The 21,673-nt window shown below is 35.6% G+C and carries 20 protein-coding genes and 1 pseudogene; 10 read left to right on the top strand and 11 right to left on the bottom strand.

The annotated features are described in order from the left end of the window. Positions 1-491: 491 nt before the first annotated feature. The 5 genes from EDF66_RS03525 to EDF66_RS26425 all read right to left on the bottom strand — a co-directional run bounded on the left by EDF66_RS03525 (position 492) and on the right by EDF66_RS26425 (position 4,139). Positions 492-944 (bottom strand): helix-turn-helix transcriptional regulator, encoded by a 453-nt coding sequence (locus EDF66_RS03525; RefSeq protein ID WP_132840671.1) that lies wholly within the window; start codon positions 942-944, stop codon positions 492-494. 155 nt (positions 945-1,099) lie between these two features. Continuing rightward, positions 1,100-1,855 (bottom strand): LytR/AlgR family response regulator transcription factor, encoded by a 756-nt coding sequence (locus EDF66_RS03520; RefSeq protein WP_132840670.1) that lies wholly within the window; start codon positions 1,853-1,855, stop codon positions 1,100-1,102. A 6-nt stretch (positions 1,856-1,861) separates the two neighbouring features. After that, positions 1,862-2,920, bottom strand: a complete 1,059-nt coding sequence (locus tag EDF66_RS03515; protein WP_132840668.1) for a hypothetical protein — start codon at positions 2,918-2,920, stop codon at positions 1,862-1,864. A 71-nt stretch (positions 2,921-2,991) separates the two neighbouring features. Beyond that, on the bottom strand, positions 2,992-3,948 hold the full coding sequence (locus EDF66_RS03510; RefSeq protein WP_132840666.1) for a hypothetical protein: 957 nt from the start codon (positions 3,946-3,948) through the stop codon (positions 2,992-2,994). Positions 3,949-4,010: 62 nt separating this feature from the next. Then, positions 4,011-4,139 (bottom strand): hypothetical protein, encoded by a 129-nt coding sequence (locus tag EDF66_RS26425; protein WP_259193390.1) that lies wholly within the window; start codon positions 4,137-4,139, stop codon positions 4,011-4,013. Positions 4,140-4,588: 449 nt separating this feature from the next. Here EDF66_RS26425 and EDF66_RS03505 point away from each other — a divergent pair, with 449 nt between their 5' ends. After that, a complete protein-coding gene (locus tag EDF66_RS03505) occupies positions 4,589-5,581 on the top strand; it encodes an AraC family transcriptional regulator (protein ID WP_132840664.1) in 993 nt (330 codons plus the stop codon). A gap of 102 nt (positions 5,582-5,683) precedes the next feature. On the opposite strand, the gene EDF66_RS03500 is transcribed toward EDF66_RS03505, so the two are convergent. Continuing rightward, entirely contained in the window at positions 5,684-6,178 is a 495-nt protein-coding gene (locus EDF66_RS03500; protein ID WP_132840662.1) for a hypothetical protein, read from the bottom strand. A 215-nt stretch (positions 6,179-6,393) separates the two neighbouring features. Here EDF66_RS03500 and EDF66_RS03495 point away from each other — a divergent pair, with 215 nt between their 5' ends. The 3 genes from EDF66_RS03495 (at position 6,394) to EDF66_RS03485 (ending at position 7,759) form a co-directional block, all read left to right on the top strand. After that, positions 6,394-6,612, top strand: a complete 219-nt coding sequence (locus EDF66_RS03495) for a hypothetical protein (RefSeq protein WP_132840660.1) — start codon at positions 6,394-6,396, stop codon at positions 6,610-6,612. 22 nt (positions 6,613-6,634) lie between these two features. Beyond that, entirely contained in the window at positions 6,635-7,243 is a 609-nt protein-coding gene (locus EDF66_RS03490) for a MauE/DoxX family redox-associated membrane protein (RefSeq protein ID WP_132840658.1), read from the top strand. A gap of 126 nt (positions 7,244-7,369) precedes the next feature. Continuing rightward, positions 7,370-7,759, top strand: coding sequence for a hypothetical protein (locus tag EDF66_RS03485; RefSeq protein ID WP_132840657.1), 390 nt, complete (start codon positions 7,370-7,372; stop codon positions 7,757-7,759). A 115-nt stretch (positions 7,760-7,874) separates the two neighbouring features. Here the strand turns inward: EDF66_RS03485 and EDF66_RS03480 are convergent, their stop codons facing one another. From EDF66_RS03480 to EDF66_RS03465, 4 genes are all read right to left on the bottom strand, one after another. Further along, the gene (locus EDF66_RS03480) at positions 7,875-9,242 is read right to left on the bottom strand and encodes a RagB/SusD family nutrient uptake outer membrane protein (RefSeq protein ID WP_132840655.1); all 1,368 of its coding nucleotides are present in this window, start codon (positions 9,240-9,242) and stop codon (positions 7,875-7,877) included. A 9-nt stretch (positions 9,243-9,251) separates the two neighbouring features. After that, positions 9,252-12,476, bottom strand: a complete 3,225-nt coding sequence (locus tag EDF66_RS03475; RefSeq protein ID WP_132840653.1) for a SusC/RagA family TonB-linked outer membrane protein — start codon at positions 12,474-12,476, stop codon at positions 9,252-9,254. 12 nt (positions 12,477-12,488) lie between these two features. Continuing rightward, positions 12,489-13,865 carry a TlpA family protein disulfide reductase gene (locus EDF66_RS03470; RefSeq protein ID WP_165902350.1) on the bottom strand — a complete coding sequence of 459 codons (1,377 nt, stop codon included), beginning with the start codon at positions 13,863-13,865 and terminating at the stop codon, positions 12,489-12,491. A gap of 111 nt (positions 13,866-13,976) precedes the next feature. Then, a complete protein-coding gene (locus EDF66_RS03465; RefSeq protein WP_132840650.1) occupies positions 13,977-14,720 on the bottom strand; it encodes a hypothetical protein in 744 nt (247 codons plus the stop codon). Between the two features lie 536 nt (positions 14,721-15,256). Here EDF66_RS03465 and EDF66_RS03460 point away from each other — a divergent pair. The 6 genes from EDF66_RS03460 (at position 15,257) to EDF66_RS26560 (ending at position 20,471) form a co-directional block, all read left to right on the top strand. After that, complete coding sequence (locus EDF66_RS03460; protein WP_132840648.1) at positions 15,257-15,460, top strand: hypothetical protein; 204 nt, start codon at positions 15,257-15,259, stop codon at positions 15,458-15,460. Between the two features lie 101 nt (positions 15,461-15,561). Then, entirely contained in the window at positions 15,562-16,068 is a 507-nt protein-coding gene (locus tag EDF66_RS03455; RefSeq protein ID WP_132840646.1) for a helix-turn-helix domain-containing protein, read from the top strand. A gap of 134 nt (positions 16,069-16,202) precedes the next feature. Beyond that, positions 16,203-18,008, top strand: a complete 1,806-nt coding sequence (locus EDF66_RS03450; protein ID WP_132840644.1) for an AAA family ATPase — start codon at positions 16,203-16,205, stop codon at positions 18,006-18,008. 394 nt (positions 18,009-18,402) lie between these two features. After that, positions 18,403-19,128: a DUF6088 family protein gene (locus EDF66_RS03445; protein ID WP_132840642.1), complete on the top strand. Its 726-nt coding sequence runs from the start codon at positions 18,403-18,405 to the stop codon at positions 19,126-19,128. Further along, a complete protein-coding gene (locus EDF66_RS03440) occupies positions 19,125-20,123 on the top strand; it encodes a nucleotidyl transferase AbiEii/AbiGii toxin family protein (protein WP_132840641.1) in 999 nt (332 codons plus the stop codon). Before EDF66_RS03445 ends, EDF66_RS03440 begins: the two co-directional genes overlap by 4 nt. 15 nt (positions 20,124-20,138) lie before the next feature. Then, positions 20,139-20,471: a DUF1016 N-terminal domain-containing protein gene (locus tag EDF66_RS26560; RefSeq protein ID WP_132841259.1), complete on the top strand. Its 333-nt coding sequence runs from the start codon at positions 20,139-20,141 to the stop codon at positions 20,469-20,471. Positions 20,472-21,114: 643 nt separating this feature from the next. On the opposite strand, the pseudogene EDF66_RS03430 reads toward EDF66_RS26560, so the two are convergent. Beyond that, positions 21,115-21,673, bottom strand: a pseudogene (locus EDF66_RS03430) (hypothetical protein); the annotation flags it as partial.

The following is a 21,673-nucleotide window of genomic DNA, read 5'->3' as shown; positions in this document are numbered from 1 at the left end:
TATATCTGATATAGCGCATCAAAGTGTGATACTATTTAACTTTGAGCATTCCTAACTTGAGAACAAGCATCAGAAAATTTGTTAAAAGCAGATGCTCTTTTATAAGAAGGGCGCACTTCTTTAGAAAGATCGACTACCTATCGACAAGACAGCACTCAACGTTTAACATGAAGGAATGATAATTTTAAAAACTCGAACACAGTTTGGCGATGAAGGTTCACTTTTTAAGAATGAGCAAGACAATGCTGTTAACAAGTGAGCGTCTTTCCACAATAATTATCCCCTTATTCACAATCCGGGGATAACTTTGCTGAGACTTAGATCGAAGTTTTAGAAATAGTGAATGCTATTTTATAATAAGTGTTCCCTATTTTTCAACAGCTATGCCCTAATTGTGGATAAGTAATCCCTCATTCACAATTAGGGCATGTTTATTCACAAATTGTGGATAGCCGACGCAAAAGAGTGATTCAAGAAAGACTTGGGAATAGTCAATCGATTAAATTTTTTCGGGCTTTACTTGCTAATTTCCCTAAAATATGAGGCCCCATCCCTTTGGTTCTTTCAAATAGAGCTGCGACCTCCGATTTTAAAAAATAAGGGCGCCTTCCGACTTTCACGACTGGAAAAAGTAATATGCGGTTGACAGATTCGTAAAAAGTAGATCTACTAATATCCAGCACCGAGCAGATCCATTCAATATCGACATAAGGAGGTATGTTTTCTTGTTGAACCTGTTGCTCCTTAAGATGAGGAGAGGCAAGACATACAAATTCATATATGTTCGACAGAACCTGAGGGGAGGTCGGGTCAGCAGGAAAGCGCGCGATGGTCTCCTTCAGTAAATATTCGTACGGAATATCGGACAGCAGAGGCTTAACCTCATATTGCATCAATTGGGTTAAAGTCTGTTGCATCTGTTCGATAAGCTTGATTTTTGACATAGCTACTGGGCATAAACAAGACCATAAACGGTTAGCGTACTTCCTGATGGGAGCGCAGTGAAAACTTGAAAATTAATATTCAGTATTAATTTACTCAGACTGGTTCTTCAGGATCATAACATCCTGAACATCTGACAAATATTTAAACTGCTGCATCACAATTTATTAGACACTTCCCATAACCTAAATTCCTTATAAATATTTCGGTCACCGACCGACACCTCATTTGCCAGATATCGCATCTTAATTTCCTTGTTGAAAATATCAACGATATAGTCTGTATTGACCACAAATGAACGGTGGCATTGAATAAAACGTTCACGAGGTAACCGCTCCAATACATAAGACATTGGTTTTCCGACAACAATCTTGACCGCATCGCCAAACCACAAAATACACTCCATACCATCGGCCTCCAAAAAAATAATTTCAGGTATCCGTATCAACTTATGATGGTACATACTTCCAACTTTGACCAGAAAAATCTGTTCATTGGGTATGAGTATAGGGTGCCTTTCATTCCAATACTGTTTTACTTTGTCGACAGCTTCTACAAAACGTAAATATTCCAGCGGTTTTGGCAGGTAATCGGTCACATCATAATGATAGCTTGCGGCAGCATATTTATCTGTACCGGAACAGATGATCACTTGCATACCCAGTCTGGACTTTCGGCTTGGCCGTTGCAGTTCTTTGATCTGAGCGATCAATTCTATACCTGAAAGATTAGCCATCATCATATCCACTATCAATAAATCAATGGTACCTGTCTTCACCTTTGTCAGTCCCTTTTGTGGATCAACTGTTTCAAAAACTTTTACCAGTCCATCGGTCTTTGCAACATAGGCACTTAAAAAATCTATAGCCTGCTGGTCATCATCGATTATTCCAACTCTAATTTTCTTCAACATAATTTATCAAATTTGTTTTTTGTAGTCAATCGTAATCGTCAGTAAATAATGGTCATCCTGCATCTCAATGAGAACCTCCGCCGCATCGGCATAAAAATACCTTACAATGTCACGCCATCGGTCCATACCTGTTCCATCCGTTCCGATCTGCCAGTTTTTATCATGAGCGATCTTATTATACACCTTAATATGCATCATGTACCTGCTCAGCTGTATCTCTAAGAGCGCGGAACTATCATGCACCCCATGTTTCTGGCAGTTTTGCAGGAGTGATACAAGCATAAAACGTGGTACCAGGTGGCCTCCCAAACGGTCAGGATACAGCAGATCTACCTGCCTATCGTGGTAGATCTGGTTAAGCCGTTCGACCGCTTCCATCTCTTGATCCATTGTAACAAACTGCAGTTTTTCATCCGACAAGCCATCTAATACATAATGAAGCAACCGATCAACATGTTGCTTTTCGGTTTGAGAAACAACTTTCCAAGCATATAACTGTTGCAGTAAGTTGCGTAACAGGTGTGCTACCTCCTCACGTACCAGTGCTCGAACCTTCCCTTGCGAGGCATCACGACGGAACATGTTATTGCGGATCTGTAACTTTTTGACGAGCAGCAACCGTTTTCCCATCCATACCAGAGCACTTATCCGCGACTCGAACAAAACGAGCAAACAAGCATATAAGCTATATTTAAAAAAGAATACAGCCAGCCCCAGCCCCACCTGCAATAGAGAAATAGTGAGATGAGGTTTATAAATAGAACTTGTCCACTGTCTGGGAAGTAAAAACAGTAAAGTGACAACCAGTAGGAAATACAGCATGTATAAGCAGAGTATATAAAGTAGTATCTTCAAACCTCGCCGAAAATATCCCGACTTATCAACCATAAAATGTCTAACAGCTAGAAAAACACTGCTATAAGCTACGGCAATAAAGAAAAATTGCACAATGGGTAAATCAACAAAACTAGCTTGATTTACCTGATAGAATAAAAAGCTATAGCTTATTAATAAAAAGAAGACAACATACCAAGGTAAGCGATAAACAATTCGTTTTTCGAGCATATCAAAAAATAACATTTAGGTTTACAGGATAGCAAGAAATTATCTTAACAAATCATTAATATACTTATTTTTTAAAATAATTCAAAGTTTAGGTTCAATTCGGTTTTCATTTTCCTCATAATATGCTGGTAAAGCAAAGAATCCACAGGATAAAAAAGTCCTGTCACCCGTTCCAATAAAAAATATTGATCTGAAATCGGATAAGGAATAAATTCGGGGTAACTATGTGGTGTCTTTGTATTTTCCAACTTTATGGGAGTCGACCGGATATCATGATGCACAAATAGCCAGCCTTTCCACTGCGCTGGATAACACAGCAGATCATGATAAAATTGCAGAAAGAGATCCTGTAGAAATACTGTTGCATCAGTAATGATCTGTATTTTGCCAAGTTTAAGCTGCATGCCTTCACCCGGTTTAACGAGTAGCCAAATAGGTACGACCGGTATTTGATGATATCGAGCCAGTTTTGCCAGTACAGAACTTAATGACCACCATCGATCTCCCAACGGGAGCTGCATGCTATGTTTCAACTGTTGGCCAACGCCCATATTTCCATCTAAATATACGAGTAATTGTAGCCCCGTTTTCAGAGCATGGTTAATATGCCAGATTGCAGCCTGATCTTGCACATTAATTAAACGGATGTTTTCACCATACTGCGTTAAACTAAGTTCTTGGCTATAGTCGTCATATACCTGTTGGCTCACCAAGACATAGAGCTTCACATTTAACCGGAGCAATAGATGAGGCAATAAATGGTAAGGTCCCATATGAAAAGAAAACCAGATACAGCCTTGTTGCGTTACATCGAGCTGTGAAATAATAACGCGTAATTGTCTGTTCAGATCTTCACGGTCATTTTTGGTCAAAACGTGACGTTGCAAAGACTGTTGCGTTTGCATCATTTCATAACACCGTGCAGTCGTCAGTTCTGGGAACACCCCATATATATTGGTTGTATAATGTGCAATCTCACGGAATTTAAAAGCAGTACTGTCCCTGCACAAATGTGTGGTTAGGTTCATAAACAAAGTATTGAAGGATTGATAAAAAGGCTGTCTATAAATAATAGACAGCCAAATAAACTTTACAGCCAAATAATATCGCTTTTCTTTTCGTCGCCCAGGAAGGCCAAATAGCGTTTAATCTCCGTAAAAGGCTGACCTACTTCTTGAGGCAATTTAATTTCCATAATAAGTGATTCGTCTCTTTTCATGATTTTTCATTTATAAATAGTAATACCATCAGTTATCTGGCGCCGATAACCGTTCATTTAGGGCCCTTACATTTACCCTAAAATCGCACTACTATTCAACTTGATGAAAATAATTTCCCAATACACATAACAGCTCTATTTACACGCTTTTAAAAGCCATAAAATATTTAACCTCTTAAAACCCCTACATTCACCTTATAAAAACACCTATTCAGAAATATTTTTATCAATTAAACAGGTAATTATTATTATAGACTAATTTTTCTTTTAATAATCGAGAGAATAAGTAACATATAAGTCTAACCCGTAATAGTCTAGCCAGTTAACCCAGTAATCAGTAATATAGTGACAAGTAACTCAGTAAAAACCATGACTCGCTTATCTAATTACTATAATCTAATTACAATGAAGTAACCAACTAACCTTCTAGCTATCTAACCACCTAATCAATGATCAAAACCTATCACTTTCCTATACCCGAAGTTGCACAGTTCAGCGGACCAATGCACAACTTTCTGCCACAGCATCCCGATGCTACTACAGTTAGGCACGAAGCCGAAAACATACAGCTTATGGAGACCTATTTGGACTATCATTCAGTACTCTTATACCGTATTGAAGCATATGCTGAAGCAGACTGTATCTTGCCCCTTAAAACAGAAAAATCAGATTTTCATCTGCTTTATGCTTTCAAATCCCCAAGTCAAATTATTATCAAAAACAACAAAAGCGAAGATCATATTCAGCTACCAGGTGGACATGGCACGTACGCCTATGTACCAAAAGGAAAATTTTCCGTCCACCTTCAGTACGGTCATTATCTTGTCTATGGTTTATTAATTGATGTAGGTTTTATTCGGGCTAACATCTTTCCCTCACATAGCTTTCTCTATGAATTTAGAACCGCACGATTACGGGATAAAAAGAAATTATTCCAGACCCCGATCTGGCCTATCAAAGAAAAAACGAGTTATCAGATCCAGCGATTAGAAGAGATTTTTTTTCATTACCATTCCGGTCATGAAGCCGAGATAATCAAAATGCTCTATAGCCTATTTGACATTGCTAAGTTCAAACAATTTACAAGTTATGAATGGCTTGATCCAAATGAAGATCTTGCTAAACGTGTACGAGGCGCTATACAAGACCTCGTTAGTCAAGAATTTAGCAATCTATCACTAAGTGGATTATCTGAAAAATTCAGTGTCGGGCACAAACGGCTCATTGCTGTACACAAGCAGTATTTTGGCCTGACTCTGCAACAGTACCTGCACGAACTTATTGTTATAAAAGCAAAAGAAAAGTTAGCCCTGTACACTGTAAGTGAAACAGCCACTTATTGTGGCTATAGCGAGGTGAGCAGTTTTTCCGATTTTTTCTTCAAGAGGGTGGGCATGCGACCGAGCGCTTATCAGGAACACATCTTAAAGAGGAAGACTTAAGGAAATACCAGACTCGCCATCTACATCAGACGATCTAATAACAAAACATGCCATACTTCATGTGTAGCATGTTTTATATATTCCTAAATAGTAAAATAGGTGTTAATTTACTGTTTCTTTATAAAGTTTAATAATGACTTTATTTCCCAGAGGAGTGGCAACTTTCCATTGACCACTTTCATCTTTTTCAATTAAAGTAAAATCAGGTGTTTTAAGATACTTCATCTCACCGATTTTCTTTGTTTCCACTCGTTTTTCTTCTAATAAAGTCAAAAGATCTTCCGTTTCAAATACTGCGTAAGGAAAAAGCAATTCATAGCTCAATCGACTCATAGCCGCTAGTTCACTTCCTGCTCCTTCAATTGATTTTTTAACTCCCTCTCTGGCAATTACCTTACCATTATAAATTACATCGAAAGAGTAAATCGTTAAATTCTTAGAAAGTACCCCTTCTATATTTTCCACCTTAATTTCGGAAAAAAAGCCAGAAGCAGCAGGCATAACCTCTATTGGAGAGGCCTCAATTCTGGTTGTAGACTGTCCAAACGAACACAAGCTCGATAAAACAAAAAAAAGCGGTAAAAAAGACTTTATCATATCATAACAGTTAAATAAGAAAGCTCCAATTTACATAATTTATTGAAAATAGTTAAACTATTTAACCACAAACTCCGGACACCATAACGTTCTAACCCTCTAATCAACTAACCTTCACTGAAAAAACTCCGAAATCAAAATACGTCAATCGCCGAAATGGAATTTTTCAGTACGCACTACCTTTGAATAAAGATGCAAACAAAAACAAAGTGGTCATGAAAAACCAAATTAAACGATATAACCTATACATAATTGTAATCATTGGACTAATATATTTGGTTACTTCAACCGTTAGTATCAATCGATTCTCACAAGAGGTATTAAAAATTCAAGCTCACGATATGCGGGAAGCACTTGTGGATTTACTGAAAACACCACAGTGGTATTATATAGAAAATAGCAGCGCGCCAAATCACAAACAAGGAAGCTGTTAAGCGAAAATAAGAATAAGGAAACATGAACAACAAGGTAAAAAATATCATAGGTACGAGCATCAGTATTTTACTGATCATCATCTGGTTGTTTGTCGGTTTGGAGAAAGCATGGAGCTGGCAGAACTTCCGGATTTCCCTGCAACAGCAACCACTGCCCGACTGGTCGATAGGCATTATATTTTGGCTGCTACCAATGCTAGAAATACTCACCGGTATCTTGCTGGCTTTTCGAAGTAACAAAATGCAGCGGTTAGGTTATTGGGGTTCTATTTTACTTCTATCGGCTTTTACCATCTTTATAGGTCTTGGCGTAGCTGGAATTTATGAAAAGCGTCCATGTACCTGTTCGTCAATATTTAATGAAATGTCCTGGGAGTGGCATCTGGTTGTGAATATGATATTATTGAGCGCATCTATATTGGGATCATTGATACTTCGTCCTGCTTTATTATCCCCAGGTGATAGCGAGGGGTACAGCAAAAGCGTGCGGTTGTTTCTCATGTATCTAGTCCTAATCTCAATCGGCACAGTACAGAACAGACCATTCGGGATGAAAACAAATGCATTTGTGATGGCCCAGAAAATGAACACCTTCCCCAGTAGTCAGGTGTATCAATTTAAAGTATTTTGACACCAATTAAAACCGCCAAAATCATACCTAGGTATCGATAGAGGCAACAATTATGAATTACAATTTATAAACATAACTTTTTTTTACCGTGTTTTTTTTCCACCACGTGAAATAAAAACCTGAAAAATGAACTTAAAAAACTTTATAAAAACAAACGCAATGGCCTTATTGGCAATTGGAACAATCGGAGGTTTCTCAGCTTTTAAAGCGAGTAATATGACATCAGGAAAATCATTAATTCCTGTGACAGTTCAATTTCAAGGTAATCCCGCTATTCAATCTCAGGTCGAAGATGAATCGATGTGGACTACTTCGCCAAATGGTCAAACATGTGATGGCGCAAATCAAAAATCATGTAATATCCCTGTGGATCATACAGATTTAAATTCAAGCGGTACAGCTTTAAATCCATCGCGAATCACTTTAGGATCATCACTGACATCATCAGGCAATTACATTCCAACAAAAACTGGAGGTTCGAGTACAACTCCTTTCAACCCTGTTAATAGAAACTGATTTAAAACAAGAACTGCAACTTAGCAATTCCCTATATAGATTAGGAAACTCGAACAAGCAATATCAAAAAATATCCCTAGTAAATTATTTACTAGGGGTATTCTTTTAACATATTTTATCGCCTATTTTGTTCTATTCCTGTTTGTCTAATTATATCGTTTGGCAACGGTAAAGCGTAACGTTCGGAATTGGCCTTTAACAGATATATTTGACCATTGATAATACGTTTTAAACTGATATCCCTGGCCTCAACATTTAATCTTTTGATATCCATCCACCTAAGACCGCGCATCAAAAGTTCTTTTCGACGTTCCATTAAAATCCAATCCAATACATCGTCTTTTTTATTTGATTCAAATGGTTTGTATGTATTAAGCTTATATCTTTTCTGTAAAAGTCTATTGGTCTCTAGAATTGCACTGCTTATATTTCCCATTCTTGCGGCGCATTCCGCTCTTGTTAAATACATTTCAGCAGTGCTTATTCCTCCGAACAATGCATAGCTACCCGAATAATTACCATAAAATGACGCGTACCCATTTTTTGAAATTTTGAAGTAGTATGTTTTACGAAGATCATTGTCCACGTATTTACTAAACAAAGCCGTATCCACCATTATATTTCCCGGGCTTGTCAGTATACTGGGGGTCAGTTCGAAATAAGAAATCGTTTCTTTGTTAAACAATTTAAATGGATATTGATTATTGGGCTGAATATCTTCACTGTTGTTAAAGTCCATTAAATTATTATTTACAGCTAATAATCGGTCTGAATAATAATATGCAGAGTCATATCTCCCCATAGATAGATATGTCCTAGCTAATGCTCCCCACACAGCCAGCTTATCAGGTCTCGTTTTAACGTTACTTTGATCAGGTAATAATCCCTCTGCTTGACGAAGATCTGAAATTACGGCTTGGTAACTTGCTTCAACTGTACTTCTTTTAGAAAGTATATTAAAATCACTATTTGACCTGAGCACAATACCAAGTTCATTTTTAGCATTATTCAGATCATATGCTTTGGCATATGTCCACAACAGATTCAGATATTGATTGCCGCGAAAGAATAAAGCAGTACCCTTTACTGCATCAAATAATTTGGTATTTTTCTGATTTTGATCTACCTCATTTAATTTTTGGAGAACCAAATTACAATTATAGACTACATTATAAGCATAAGCCCAATCATTTTTATAATAGTAATTATAATTGTCCCAAATGTATGTTTTCTGATCGGTGTCAGTATAAGTTTTGTAAGTTATATCATCAATAAAATAATCATCGGCAGATGCTTCTGCAAAAGAAGAAAGCGACATATTCATAATTCTGGTATCATCCAATAACATTTGCATATCATTCAAAGATGTCACAATCTTCATTTGATCATTCGACTGCACACTCAAATATTTTTCGCATGAACATAGCGAGATTAACGTGGTAATGACCAAGCCAATCCTAAAGAAATAAAATTGATTTTTCATGATCTATAATTAGTAATCGAGTTTAACACCAATTGAAAACATTTTTGGAGGAGTCATTCTATATGGAAATTCTGGGTCTATATGTTCTTTATTTGCAGTCCACAATAAACCTAGATTGTTTATATTGGCATATATTTTTAGTTGCATATCTTTATTTTTTATTCTAAAATTTTCAGACCAGTCGATGTTAATATATTCCAGTCTTAAATGATCACCCCGCAGTACATTAATATCTGCTGTTGCATAAAAGCTATCCGACAATGGTGATTCTTGAGGATATTTCATAACAGGGGTATTGGTCTTCTTTTCATCGCCACCAGACTTCCATCTATGTTCATAATCCGGATAAGCACTTCCAAACCTAAAAAGACTGTGATAAGTTGTTACCGGTTTTCTAAAATAGTAGTCACCGCGATAGCTTATATTAAAAGAGATACCGATATTTCTCCATCCAAATGAATTAATCAAGTTTCCGAATACTTGCGGTTTCGAAGCTCCAACAAAATAAATAGCATCACTATCATCACCTTTTTGATTGATATCTTTGATAATTGCAGCATAATCGGTACTTACCTGACCGTTTAAAAAGCCTTGCGGCTCTCCTGCTTCTGACAGCCCCATCCACTTAAAAGCAGATAGTCCATACAATGGCCTACCGACAACAGGCTGAATGGTATAACCATTTCCTTGAAACTGAGAAACACTATTATTTAAAGCATTGTAATAATCTGATGTTTTACTGTTATTTCTACTGAGAACAAGCCTTGTCGTCCAATTGAACCGCCCCTGGATATTTTTACTATTTAAATTTAAATCATACCCCTGCCCTTCCATACTTGCAACATTCTTTGTGATATTGCCCTGAAATCCCCAAGTAGTGTAATCATAATCACTCATTCCGTATAAGTCCTTTCCTTTTTTGAAATAATAATCAAAACTGCCAAAAACCCTATTTTTTAGAATTGCAAAATCCATTGCCAAATTAATTGTTCTTATTTTTTCCCAGCGCAAGGAAGGGTCATTGAGATTATTGATCTGCAACATGGGTAGGTTAGTATAATTTGCAGAACCGATATAGGCAATTGGATCCGGTGTTTTTCGAAGATCAACATTTCCACTATAACCATAAGTAATTCTGAATTTCAACATGTCTAACCATTCTTTTTGAATAAAATCTTCCTTTCCGATTTCCCAAAAAGATCCAACTGACCATAAAGGAGACCATTTATCATTGCTGGACACGCCAAATATATTAGCTCCGTCTTTTCTGAAACTCCCAGAAAAAGCGTATTTTTCATCTAGAACGTAGTTAAAATTTGCATAGATCGATACAAATCGATTATTCACTTTCCTAAAATCAGGGGCGCCTGCTATCGGCCGGATGCCAAAGTTGGGCTTTGTAAAAAAGACAGCAGTATAGTCCACCGGTACAGATGATAAAGGGCGCTCTGTAAAACCATATGCAGTCATACTCTCACCACTAATTTTATTTTCTCGCGCTTCTGCACCCAGAACACCATTAATCAGATGCCTTTTCCATTTTTTATTGACATCCAACTGACCTCTAAATGTATAAGAACTGCTCACCTCGGTATTAGATTTCCGGATCCCGCCCAATGGCACATTATATTTGACAGTATTGTCAATGGCATTATATTCTAGAAATTGATTGATATAACTTCTCGTTTCGTAACTATCTAATGTATTTAACCCTACATTATCAACCCTTTGATTTTGCAACTGCGCGCCAAAATTGATATTTGCAAACGAAAAAAGTTTGTACCGCATATTTGCAGTACCATACCATTCATTTAGCTGGCCATTTACATTTGCATGCTTATATTCAGATAGCGGAAAGTAGCCCCAGTCAAGGTAGCCTTTGGAAAAATTTTGCGCTAGATAATTTTGGCGAAAATCTCGTTCAAAAGGAATCTCATTGGCATCCTTATCTAAGAACTGCATATAAGGTACAGCTGTTCCGCCATGGGTCAATGATGTAAAAGAAGGTCTACCCTCGCTATCCTTTTGATTGGTATATAATATGCTGAGATCTAGCTGAAGCCGCTGCAACAACTGAAAACTATTAGACAACTGCATGTTAATCTTTTTTGACCTAGCATCAAGTTCTGTTCGCGTGTCGGTATAACCTACAGACAAAGAATATCGTTGTGTTAAGTTCCCTCCTAATACATTCAGTCCATATTGCTGCGTCAAAGGCACATTATAAAAAGCGGAAGAATAATTTTTTCTACCGTTTTGCATCAAAATATCATCTATTAACCGAGTAGAATCTACTGCTGAAATCGTTCCATTTCTACGTCTTTCAAAAATATCGATCACAGGAGTCAAAGCTTGATAAGGCATCAATAATGAATAGTTTTTATAATATCCATTGTCATAAATGTATTTTTCCATATCAAAGTAGTCTTTATTGGATAGTTGATAAAGCTTATTGAGATCTGTTTTTTCTGAAAAAATCAGTGTACTGTTAAAAGATATCTTTGAGAGCTGCTCGGCGGAAAATGATCCTTTTTTAGAAGTAATCACAATTACACCATTACCAGCTCTGGCTCCCCATATCGCTGCCGCAGCAGCATCTTTGAGTACAGACACCGATGCGATGCTGTTAGGATCTATGTTAGCAATATTTCCTTCATAGATAAATCCGTCCAGGACCACTAAAGGATCCAGGTTACCATTTATCGTACTGAGTCCACGCACAGATATGGGTAATTTTTGTAGATCGCCATTCTGTATTGGGGCATTATCCCATCTAACTGAGGGCAGCATATTATTCAACCGTTGCATGATATTAGTGCCGGTCTGTTGTTCTATCATATCGGTCGTAAGAACATCTACAGCACCTGTCATTTCATTCGTTTTGACTGTTTGATAGCCCGTATTGACAACAGCTTCCTGCAAATAATTATCTTTTTTGGATAGGAAGATATGAGGACTATTGAGAAGATCTTGAACAATGAAGATCTTGTCGGCATAACCTACGCAAGAGAATAATACAGAGTCCTTAGTCGAGGTCACAAGCAATGAAAAGTCACCTTTGAAATCTGTAGAGGCGATATTTTGACTATTTTTCACACGAACATTGACATTATTAAGGCGTGAATTGGTCTCAGCAGCATATACTTTTCCTTTGATCCACGACTTTCCCACATCTTGTCCATGTACAGTAAATACAGAATGAACGATGGCCAGTATATAAATAAATCTTTTCATAAAGTAAGTCTGTTAATTGGTCTTTTGAAAATATGGATATTCCCTATGTATTGTTTGGGCTGTAATTGTAAACCCAAGCTGCCGCAATAAATTTATTTTCTCCTCCAAAGGGAGATTGGGAAACCCCTGTGGTAAAATGATATCAATATTTAAATCATCTTTTATGTCAACGTTTAGCGGTCTATCAAAATATTTCGCAAGCATGATTATCAATGATCGGATTTTAACATTCTGAAGCTTAATTGGAGTATGATCTAAAAAAGGTGAAATCATGGTCATTTTACCCTTGGATCTTATTTTTTCAATGCCCTTTCCAGTTGTGATATGATAGATATCAATATTTCCGTTCTTTCTAATTACTTCGACATTAAAATATCTTGCTATATCTTTTCGTAACATTGAAACAGCATCCTTTTGTGTGATAGTATCCGCTACATAGAGCTGATACCAATAATTGTTTAAGACGTCATCATCTGAGAATAATCCCCGTTTAAATCCCTTATCCAATTTAGGATCAAATGCATAGTCTACCCAATTGAAACCTTTCAGCTCCTCTGCGTATGCTTGCCCAAGAATAAAAGACAGACTATAATTACCAATTTGATACAATGAATTTCCATGATTATGGATGAGATTTGGATAAACTCCTAAATAATCTTTGACATGACCTGTAAAGACAGATAACATTTTCACGCCTACAGTATCGATTAACGGCGGTGTGGTGTTTCGATCACGATTTCGAACTATATTGACACTTGGTATATTGGCAGTACCCTTCTGCAACACGTCTCTGATAAGTTCGGCGTTCACCGAACTACTGAACGAATTAGCTAAATACCGACCCTCTGGCGATATCCATGCTACATTTGGAATGGTATTATGTGGAAACAATTGTGTGAACAAAGTATCATCGTACAATGTGGGTAGAGCAATCGTGTAACCATAATTTTCTTTATATCTTTCTACAGTATTCTTTATCTTTTGGGGTGTATCTTTATTCCTTTTGCTATTCACTAATATAACTACTATGCTATCCGTGTATTGCTTTTGATAATCTTCCATTTTCGGAATCCCTTCTATGCAAGAAGGACATGTGGTAGCCCAAAAATCAAAAAGTATCAGTTTACCTTTGAGATCGGAAAAAGTAATGGTTTTTTGTTCACCATTCAAATAGTTTAAGTGTAAAGGAGTAAGCCAAACGGCATCTGGAATAAGTTCACCACTTTTTAGAGGTTTAATCTCCTGTCCCTTTCCTTCCTTAACACCCATTACCAACAGCATCACCATCATCATCTTCCCAACCAACAGAAAACCTTCGCCCCCAGACCGCATCAGCTTTTGGAGATAGCTCCAGAGCTTGCTTATATATTTTATATGTATTTTAATCATATTTTTAGACATAATGTGCCCATACTCCAGTTCATACCGAGGGAGACTTGATTCTAAAGTCTTTTTTAGCCCTCGGCAGAAAGGGGATCGATAAACACTGAAACTTTACTTTTAATTGCTCTCCGCTAACATTGGATAAGTCTTCCCTACTTTAGCCCCTATTTTCGTTTTCATGATCATAGTTGGCTGTTTTTCCCAAATAAGCTCGATTGATTCACCTTTATCTGTCATAAAAGACCTACTGTCTTTCACGACCGAAAGATTCTCGATATGTACTTCCAGTTGAAAGTGCTCATTCAGATCGTTCAATATCCGCTGACTATACTGCTCTCTTTCCGTATCGGCAGGTACGGTGAGCTCATAGTCGTAAAAATCATTATGGGCAGACAACTGCTTCCGATAGTTATTGGTTCTTGGCGGTACCAACTTGGATTTATCTTCACCGTGCACGATAATGTGTTCCGTCGGAAAACTCAACGGCAATCCCACTGCAAACAAATAGCATTCATAAATAGCCATATTCACCAGTGATATGCGGAGCACATCCTTGCGTTCATCACGAACCACCGCGCTGTATGATTCGTGCTCCTTTTTAGAAGCAAGCACATACGAATAGTAGCGATCTTTCGGGCGCTCGTCAGTTCTATCTTTAAGTCGGTTGCGGACTGGCTCTTTTGTCGATTCCACGACTCGCTTTTTAAAAGCTCCTTCCGGTAAAAGGCTTATCATAACAGGTTTTTTGAGGATTGGAATACGTTTTTTAGACTGGTACGAAAACATTTCTTCCTCTGGGGACAGCGCATAGCTTTCCCTTTTGCTATTTTTTAGCATTCGATTAAGTGTTACGTTAAGCATATTTTAGCAGGCTGGACTCTAGAAATCCAGCAACCTGCTATTAACAGCTTAACAGTTAAAAAATAAGATGGAAAAAATGCAATAATATGTCTTCAGTACGTATTAAAATTTTTCTTCGTGATTGCATTTTATATAATTTGAATAAAAACCGATTCATATTATACAGAAAATCTATACAAATAAAAGCTTAATCGTTGTTTAGCAATAAAATATTCGTTACTTTTAATGTGTGAAAATTTAAGGAATCGAAATCCTATTGCTTTTGCGCTGATTTTGAAGCTATGAATCGGTAAAACCAACAAGGGATCGGACAGTTAAAATGGCTCTATATTATTATCGCCATTATTCATTGCCCATCACAGGTAGATACGCCCTTTTGGTTTTAATGGATGACAAACTATTCCGGTTGTCGAAGCTTGTTTTTTATCAACGCATTTATAGCGCTATGCCCTGCCCGATCCTGGATCGACAGACGTAAAATTGGATTTCTGGACTCTTTACTTTTCATCATTATTCGGTTAATAAAACATTGGTTAATGAAAATAAAGTCTCGTGCGGAAGAAATTGGAGCTTTAATTATAAAAAAGGAAAAGCTCCTACTTTCCACCGCCAAAATGGTACCAGCAAGGACCGACACGGTTTCCAGTAGGAGCTTTTCCCAAAGATTGTACAAATATACAAAATTGGGACAATATGCTCCTAAAGGCCTCGTGTCAATTAAAATTGCTGGTTTTATCTGACGAGACTGAAATCAGAACAACTGATTATAAGCCAAATATAAAAATATAATACCAAAACATAAAATATATTTAATGTTTTTATTAAAAATAAATTTAAATAAATGATTATAAGCTATTTAGATATTTTAACATTTAGAGATTTTGTTCTTAACGAAATAAAACACACACATAGTAACAGTGAAAAGCGAAGACTTGGGAAAGAAATCGACAAATTATTAGGGAGTAGAGATTTAGTTTTAGGAAAAACGTTCTATCTCGTAATCAAACTATTAAATTTAAATATTGATACCGTTTGCTTCACCCTTTTTCCAAAACAATCATCATCGGGACTTAATCTCTTCCCGGAAAGCAATAACAAGATATATAACTTTATTTCAACATACATTGGGGATCTGAAATTACTTTCAAAAGCGACTGGGATTGAATATAACCGTTTGACAAAGTTATTTAATGGTGAATATAAAAATGCTTATCCAGAAGACGTTAACGGTTTAGCTATTGCTTTCAACCTCAAACCAAGTCAACTTTTCGAATACTTCTACGGTGATGGCGAACGTCCTATAATAGAGTTACCTAAGCCAGATCATGTGAGCGAAGGTTCTAAATAAATGGGGTGCGTAGAATTTGTATTAGGAAAAGATCAAAAAAGCTTAACACAACTGAAAATAAAAGAAGCATTATAATACTGGTGTTCCTTAAAGTTCTACCAATTAATAAAAATTAAACCAAACCAACTTTTCTTATGATTATTAACATATTAGACAACGGCAAAATACTAAAAGAACAATTCAACATATTTTTACCTGATCTAACAGTATTAACTGGAGAAAATGGTTCTGGTAAAACACAATTCCTAGAAAGTATTCGGGACAATGCACATGGTTATTGGGAAAGGCATGATTTTGAGATGATGAACAATCCGGGGATAGACTCCCAAATGATTTTTCCCATGATCTCCAACGAAGGGTTAGAACTTAAAGATATCCATTATTCCTACCCCGGATTAAAAAGTTCAGAATTTGAATACACTGAAAATCAATCACTCATACAGACAATTAAGCAGCAATGGAACATTTTACATCCTATCTCAAAATGTTTCAGTTCAATAAAGGGCAAAATATTTGATAATGAACAGGCTGAATTAGTAGCACTAAACAGTTCAATTGAACTATTTGCTAGATCTTTACATACAAATCCAAACGCTATTTCACCATTATCACTCAAAAAAACCAATTCTTCTGAGCTAAACCAATTAAAAAATCTTGCTCAACAAACAAAAAAAAATATTGATAATTTAACTTTTTTGGATTTTCTAATATTCTATAGCGTTCCTACCCATATCTTTTCTTCTGCATTGGATCTACTCTTTCATCAGTTCCATTTAAAACAGAAGTACTATCCTGCATTGACAGAAAACATTTCTACTCCATGGGATGTGTTTAACGAAATGCTTATTAAGGCTAAATTCAAATATAAAGCAGAATATTTACCGTCAAATAATGAAGAAACACCTCCTCCTGTTACTTTCGTAGATAATGAGAATGGAAAACCAGTACCAATTAGTAGTCTTTCATCTGGAGAAAAAACAATAATGGCTTTAATTTTTGTACTATATCATGCGTCAAGTAATGGTAATTTTCCTGAAGTTATCTTATTTGACGAACCTGATGCCCATCTCCACCCGTCCTTAACACAACTATTTATCAATGTCATTCAGGAGACATTAGTTAACGAACAAAAAGTTAAAGTCATCTTAACTACCCATTCGCCATCCACAATCGCTCTGTCGCCACCAAATTCTATTTATAGGATGGACCGTTCATTAGGATATCCCGTAAAAGAAGATAGAAATAAAGCAGTACAAGCATTGAGCGACGGCTTGGCTTCAATAACTATGGAAGATGGAAATTTAGGGATCGTTTATAATTTACAAAATACAGATAAACATATTGTATTTACAGAGGGAATCACAGATAAAATAATCCTCGAAATAGCATGGAAGAAACTTTATCCAGATCAGAGTATGCCATTTTTTATCCAAGATTGTTTTTCTGCAAATTTTTTAGGGTCACTTTTTAATGAAGGAGATCAGCGTCCTGATGGAATATTTATTCAATTTCCTCATAAAAAATTGATAGCAGTGTTCGATTTCGATCTGGCAGGTTATTCTAACTGGAAAAGGGAAAAGAAGTTTCCACATTTAATGGAAACTGATCCTGCTAAATGTCTAACGCGCAATAACGGTCAAAATGGTTTCCTTCTCTTATTACCAGCAACACAAGATCAAAAAATAAAGAAACTTGTCTTAAAAAACGATCATGAAACTTTCGAGGAAAAATCGCATTTAACAGTTGAATCATTATTTCTTAATGCCCCTAGTTTCATAGAAACTTATTTTTCAGAAGAAGCAATGCCAGGAGGAGGAACGATATATCTTTTCAAAGGGAAAAAGCGAAAATTTGCAGAAAACCTAAAGGAACTCGATCCGATTCATTTCAAAGAGTTCATTGCTTTATTTGATAAACTGCAACTGTTGATATCAGACTAGTGCAACTAAATAAGTTATATATATGAATTTATAGTTTCAATATTTAGACTAGCAAAATTGTTTTCAACAGACATTATGGATTGTTCTACGAAGTAATAAAACACTTATGTCTCCGACATCAATGTCGGAGACATAACAAAATACTCCCCACAAAATCACTTCCAATATCCTATTTATCAAATATTTATATATATTTATCTTAGAATTTTATTAATTGAAATATGACAACTGACTTGACCAATTCTTTGATTCAAAGGAGAAATATTCTTAACAAAAATATTGTTATTAAGGAAGTCTATAAGTAAAACTTGACATTATAACTTAAAATATAAAATGTCCAGTTTTTTATATAATAAACTGGACAAAACCATATATTTGCAGTAAATAAAAAGGCATGAAAACTACTGAATACATAGCGAATACTATAGATCGGCTTCCCAAAGGATATGTCTTCACCCATACTGATTTTACTACAGAGGTGAATAAAAAACAAGCAGTCATTAAAGCTTTAAATAGAATGGCTGTTTCTGGTAAAATAGCTAAACTAGCTAAAGGCAAATATTACAAACCCGAAAGTACTCCGTTTGGAAATTTAGAGCCTAACCAGTTCCAAGTTGTAAAAGATTTACTCGAAGATGATGGGAAAATAATTGGTTATCTAACAGGCTATAGTATTTACAATCAATTGGGATTAACTACGCAGGTTAGTAATACAATTCAGATTGGCAGGAACGAAATTCGTCCAGTTCTACAACGAGATCGCTACATTATTAAATTTATCAAGCAAAAAAACACTATTACAAAAGAAAATATTCCGCTTTTACAACTATTAGATGCTATTCGTTACATCAAAAAAATCCCTGACAGCGATGCTTCATCCGCCTGTTTACAGTTTATAACGCTATTGAAAAATCTCAGCGAAAAAGAAACAAATACTTTAGTACGGTTATCTCAAAAATATCAACCCGCCACAAGAGCACTTTTAGGTGCTTTATTGGAAGAAATAGGAATTATGCAATTTCAAGAAGTGCTGCAGAAAAGCTTAAATCCAATTACAAAGTATAAACTATCAGGTGTTGGCAGTGTTTTGAAAGCATCCGAAAAATGGAATTTACTATGAAGTTACACAATGACATAAAATTATTCAGACAATCTATTGATTTTACAGCTCAAAAAATGGGAATTTTACCCATTTATGTGGAAAAGGATTATTGGGTTACGTATGTCCTTCATTTAATTTTCCATGATTCAATAGGAACAGAAACCGTTTTTAAAGGAGGAACTGCCTTATCAAAATGTTTTGGTTTAATTGAGCGATTCTCTGAAGATATTGATTTAGTAGTTTTGAAACGTGAAGGTGAAGGTGGAAATCAATTAAATAAAAAATTAAAAAAAATAACAAATCTTGTTGGAACGAAATTAACTGAAGTTAACGAAGAAGGTATTACCCATAAAGTCGGAATGCTTAGAAAAATCGCTTATAGCTATCCAAAAACGACTACTGGAAAATACGGACAAGTAAGAGAAAACATTATTGTTGAAGCTACTTGGCTAGGGCGATACGAACCTTTTCACAAAACCACTATTTCCTCCTATATTTTTAAAATGATGGAATTAGCAGGACAATATCAAATTGCCGAACAACATCACATATTACCTTTTGAAGTTCAGGTTTTGCATGTAAACAGAACTATTTGCGAAAAAATAATGAGTTTGGTTCGATTTTCTTACGGAGAACATCCAATCACTGACTTGCGAAATAAAATTCGACATACTTACGATTTACATCAGTTATTACAAGTTCCAGCAATTTTAGATTTTTTTGAGAGCTCTGAATTTGAAGAAATGCTTTTACTTGTTGGAGAAGATGATGTAGCGAGTTTTAAAAACAACAATCAATGGTTAGAAATTCATCCTAAAGAAGCCAAGATATTCCATGAAACTGAAGAAACTTGGAAGGAATTAGAAAATACGTACACAAATGAATTTGGGAATCTAGTATATGGGGCACTACCAAATAGTGATACCGTTTTAGACTCGTTGATAAAAATTAGAGACAGAATAAAAAATGTAAAATGGAATATTATAATCCCTGAGAAAGAAGAAAAAAAATAATATGAAATCTAGCGAATCATAATTAGAAAAAGCGTTAGACTGAATTTTAGTAGTATTAATGGTTTTTCCAGACGAAATCTTTATGCTATACGTCAAAGGTACTTATTCTATAATCAACAATATGACTTTCTGCCACACCCTGTGGCACAAATACCATGGGGACATAATCGACTTATTGTAACCAAAATAAAAAATATCGAAATAGCTATATTTTATTGCAGAGCAATAGTCGAAAACGGATGGACAAGAGACAATCTTGAATTAGCTATTAAAATAACTACTTCAAAACAAAAGGTAAATCTATTACTAAGTGTGAAAGTACATTACCACAACATCAATAGGGGTTAGCAATAGAAAAATAAAAAAAAACATACAACTTTGATTTCCTTGAACTAGAACAGCATGTTCTTGAAAGGGAAGTCTTTGCAAACTAAAACTTTTTAGTATATTTAGTTTATGATCGTATTGCATTTTATATATGGAGTTGTAATAGTAATAAATATTATTCAAGTTGTTCTTTTTGTCAGAAAGAGACTTGCTAATAAAAAGGCTATTTCCAAAGATTTATCAGCCACTAAGTAAGATTGAATAAATTGTAAATCTTAGTTGCTTTTCACTTGATTTTTCATCTACCTATAATAACAGAAAGTACTTCGATATTTTTGAAGTACTTTTTTTATACACAGGTCTACTTAAATGACGATAGCTCAAATTTCACAATCTTACTTTTGCACTCGGCCTAGAACCATATAAATTTCGAATAGTTCACGATAAGTTGATTTACTTTCAGTAGGCATCATGGATTGTCTTATGGACAATTCTACGATGAGGGCGAGCGTCCAGTTATTGGTTTGTTACCGAAACCAGCCGAAGGAAATGAAAGTGAGTGATAAGGGTTGAAATGGTACCGATGAAAGTAAAGCAGATTAAGCTATAATTAAAAAAGCCGAAAGGTCATCCCAATCGGCTATCTGTATAATATATAATAATTTTATAATTTCTCGACTTCTTCAATAGAAAGTCCAGTACCTTTAGCAATATCAGCTATAGGTAAACCCATTTTTTTAAACTCTAATGCAACGGAAATCGCTTTTTCATGCTCGGCTTTCTGTTTTTCTACCTTAAGCTTAGCGCGCTCTTCTAGACGTCCCTTAGCAATTCCTTCTTTTTCCGCCTTATCTAATAAATATTCGTGAGTGCCCATAATACTGTTCCTCCCTAATTTTTTTTCAATTTCTTGTTCAAATATAATGAAATTCTCCTGATTATTAAAGCGTACGTAATATGTCAAAAAATTATAAAGTCCTTGACGAGTCTTCTTATCCATTTCACGTTTCATCATCTCATCATACAAGCCTAACTTAATATCCTTCAGCTTTTCATCACTTACTTTTTTATTCTTGATTGCCAATAAGGTCGTCAGCACAACCACTGCAAACGGATTGCTATCATCACGTAAAGTACATTTGTAAATAGCAAATTTACTTTCATCAATTTTTAGCAAAAGTATTTCACCACTTTTCTTCAAAAAAATACATTTACTTTTCCGG

Origin of the sequence: Sphingobacterium sp. JUb20 (genome assembly GCF_004342035.1) — a bacterium.
In the GTDB taxonomy this organism is placed as follows: domain Bacteria; phylum Bacteroidota; class Bacteroidia; order Sphingobacteriales; family Sphingobacteriaceae; genus Sphingobacterium; species Sphingobacterium anhuiense.
Note: the sequence above shows the minus strand (reverse complement) of the source record. Positions and strands in the feature narration are given on the sequence as shown.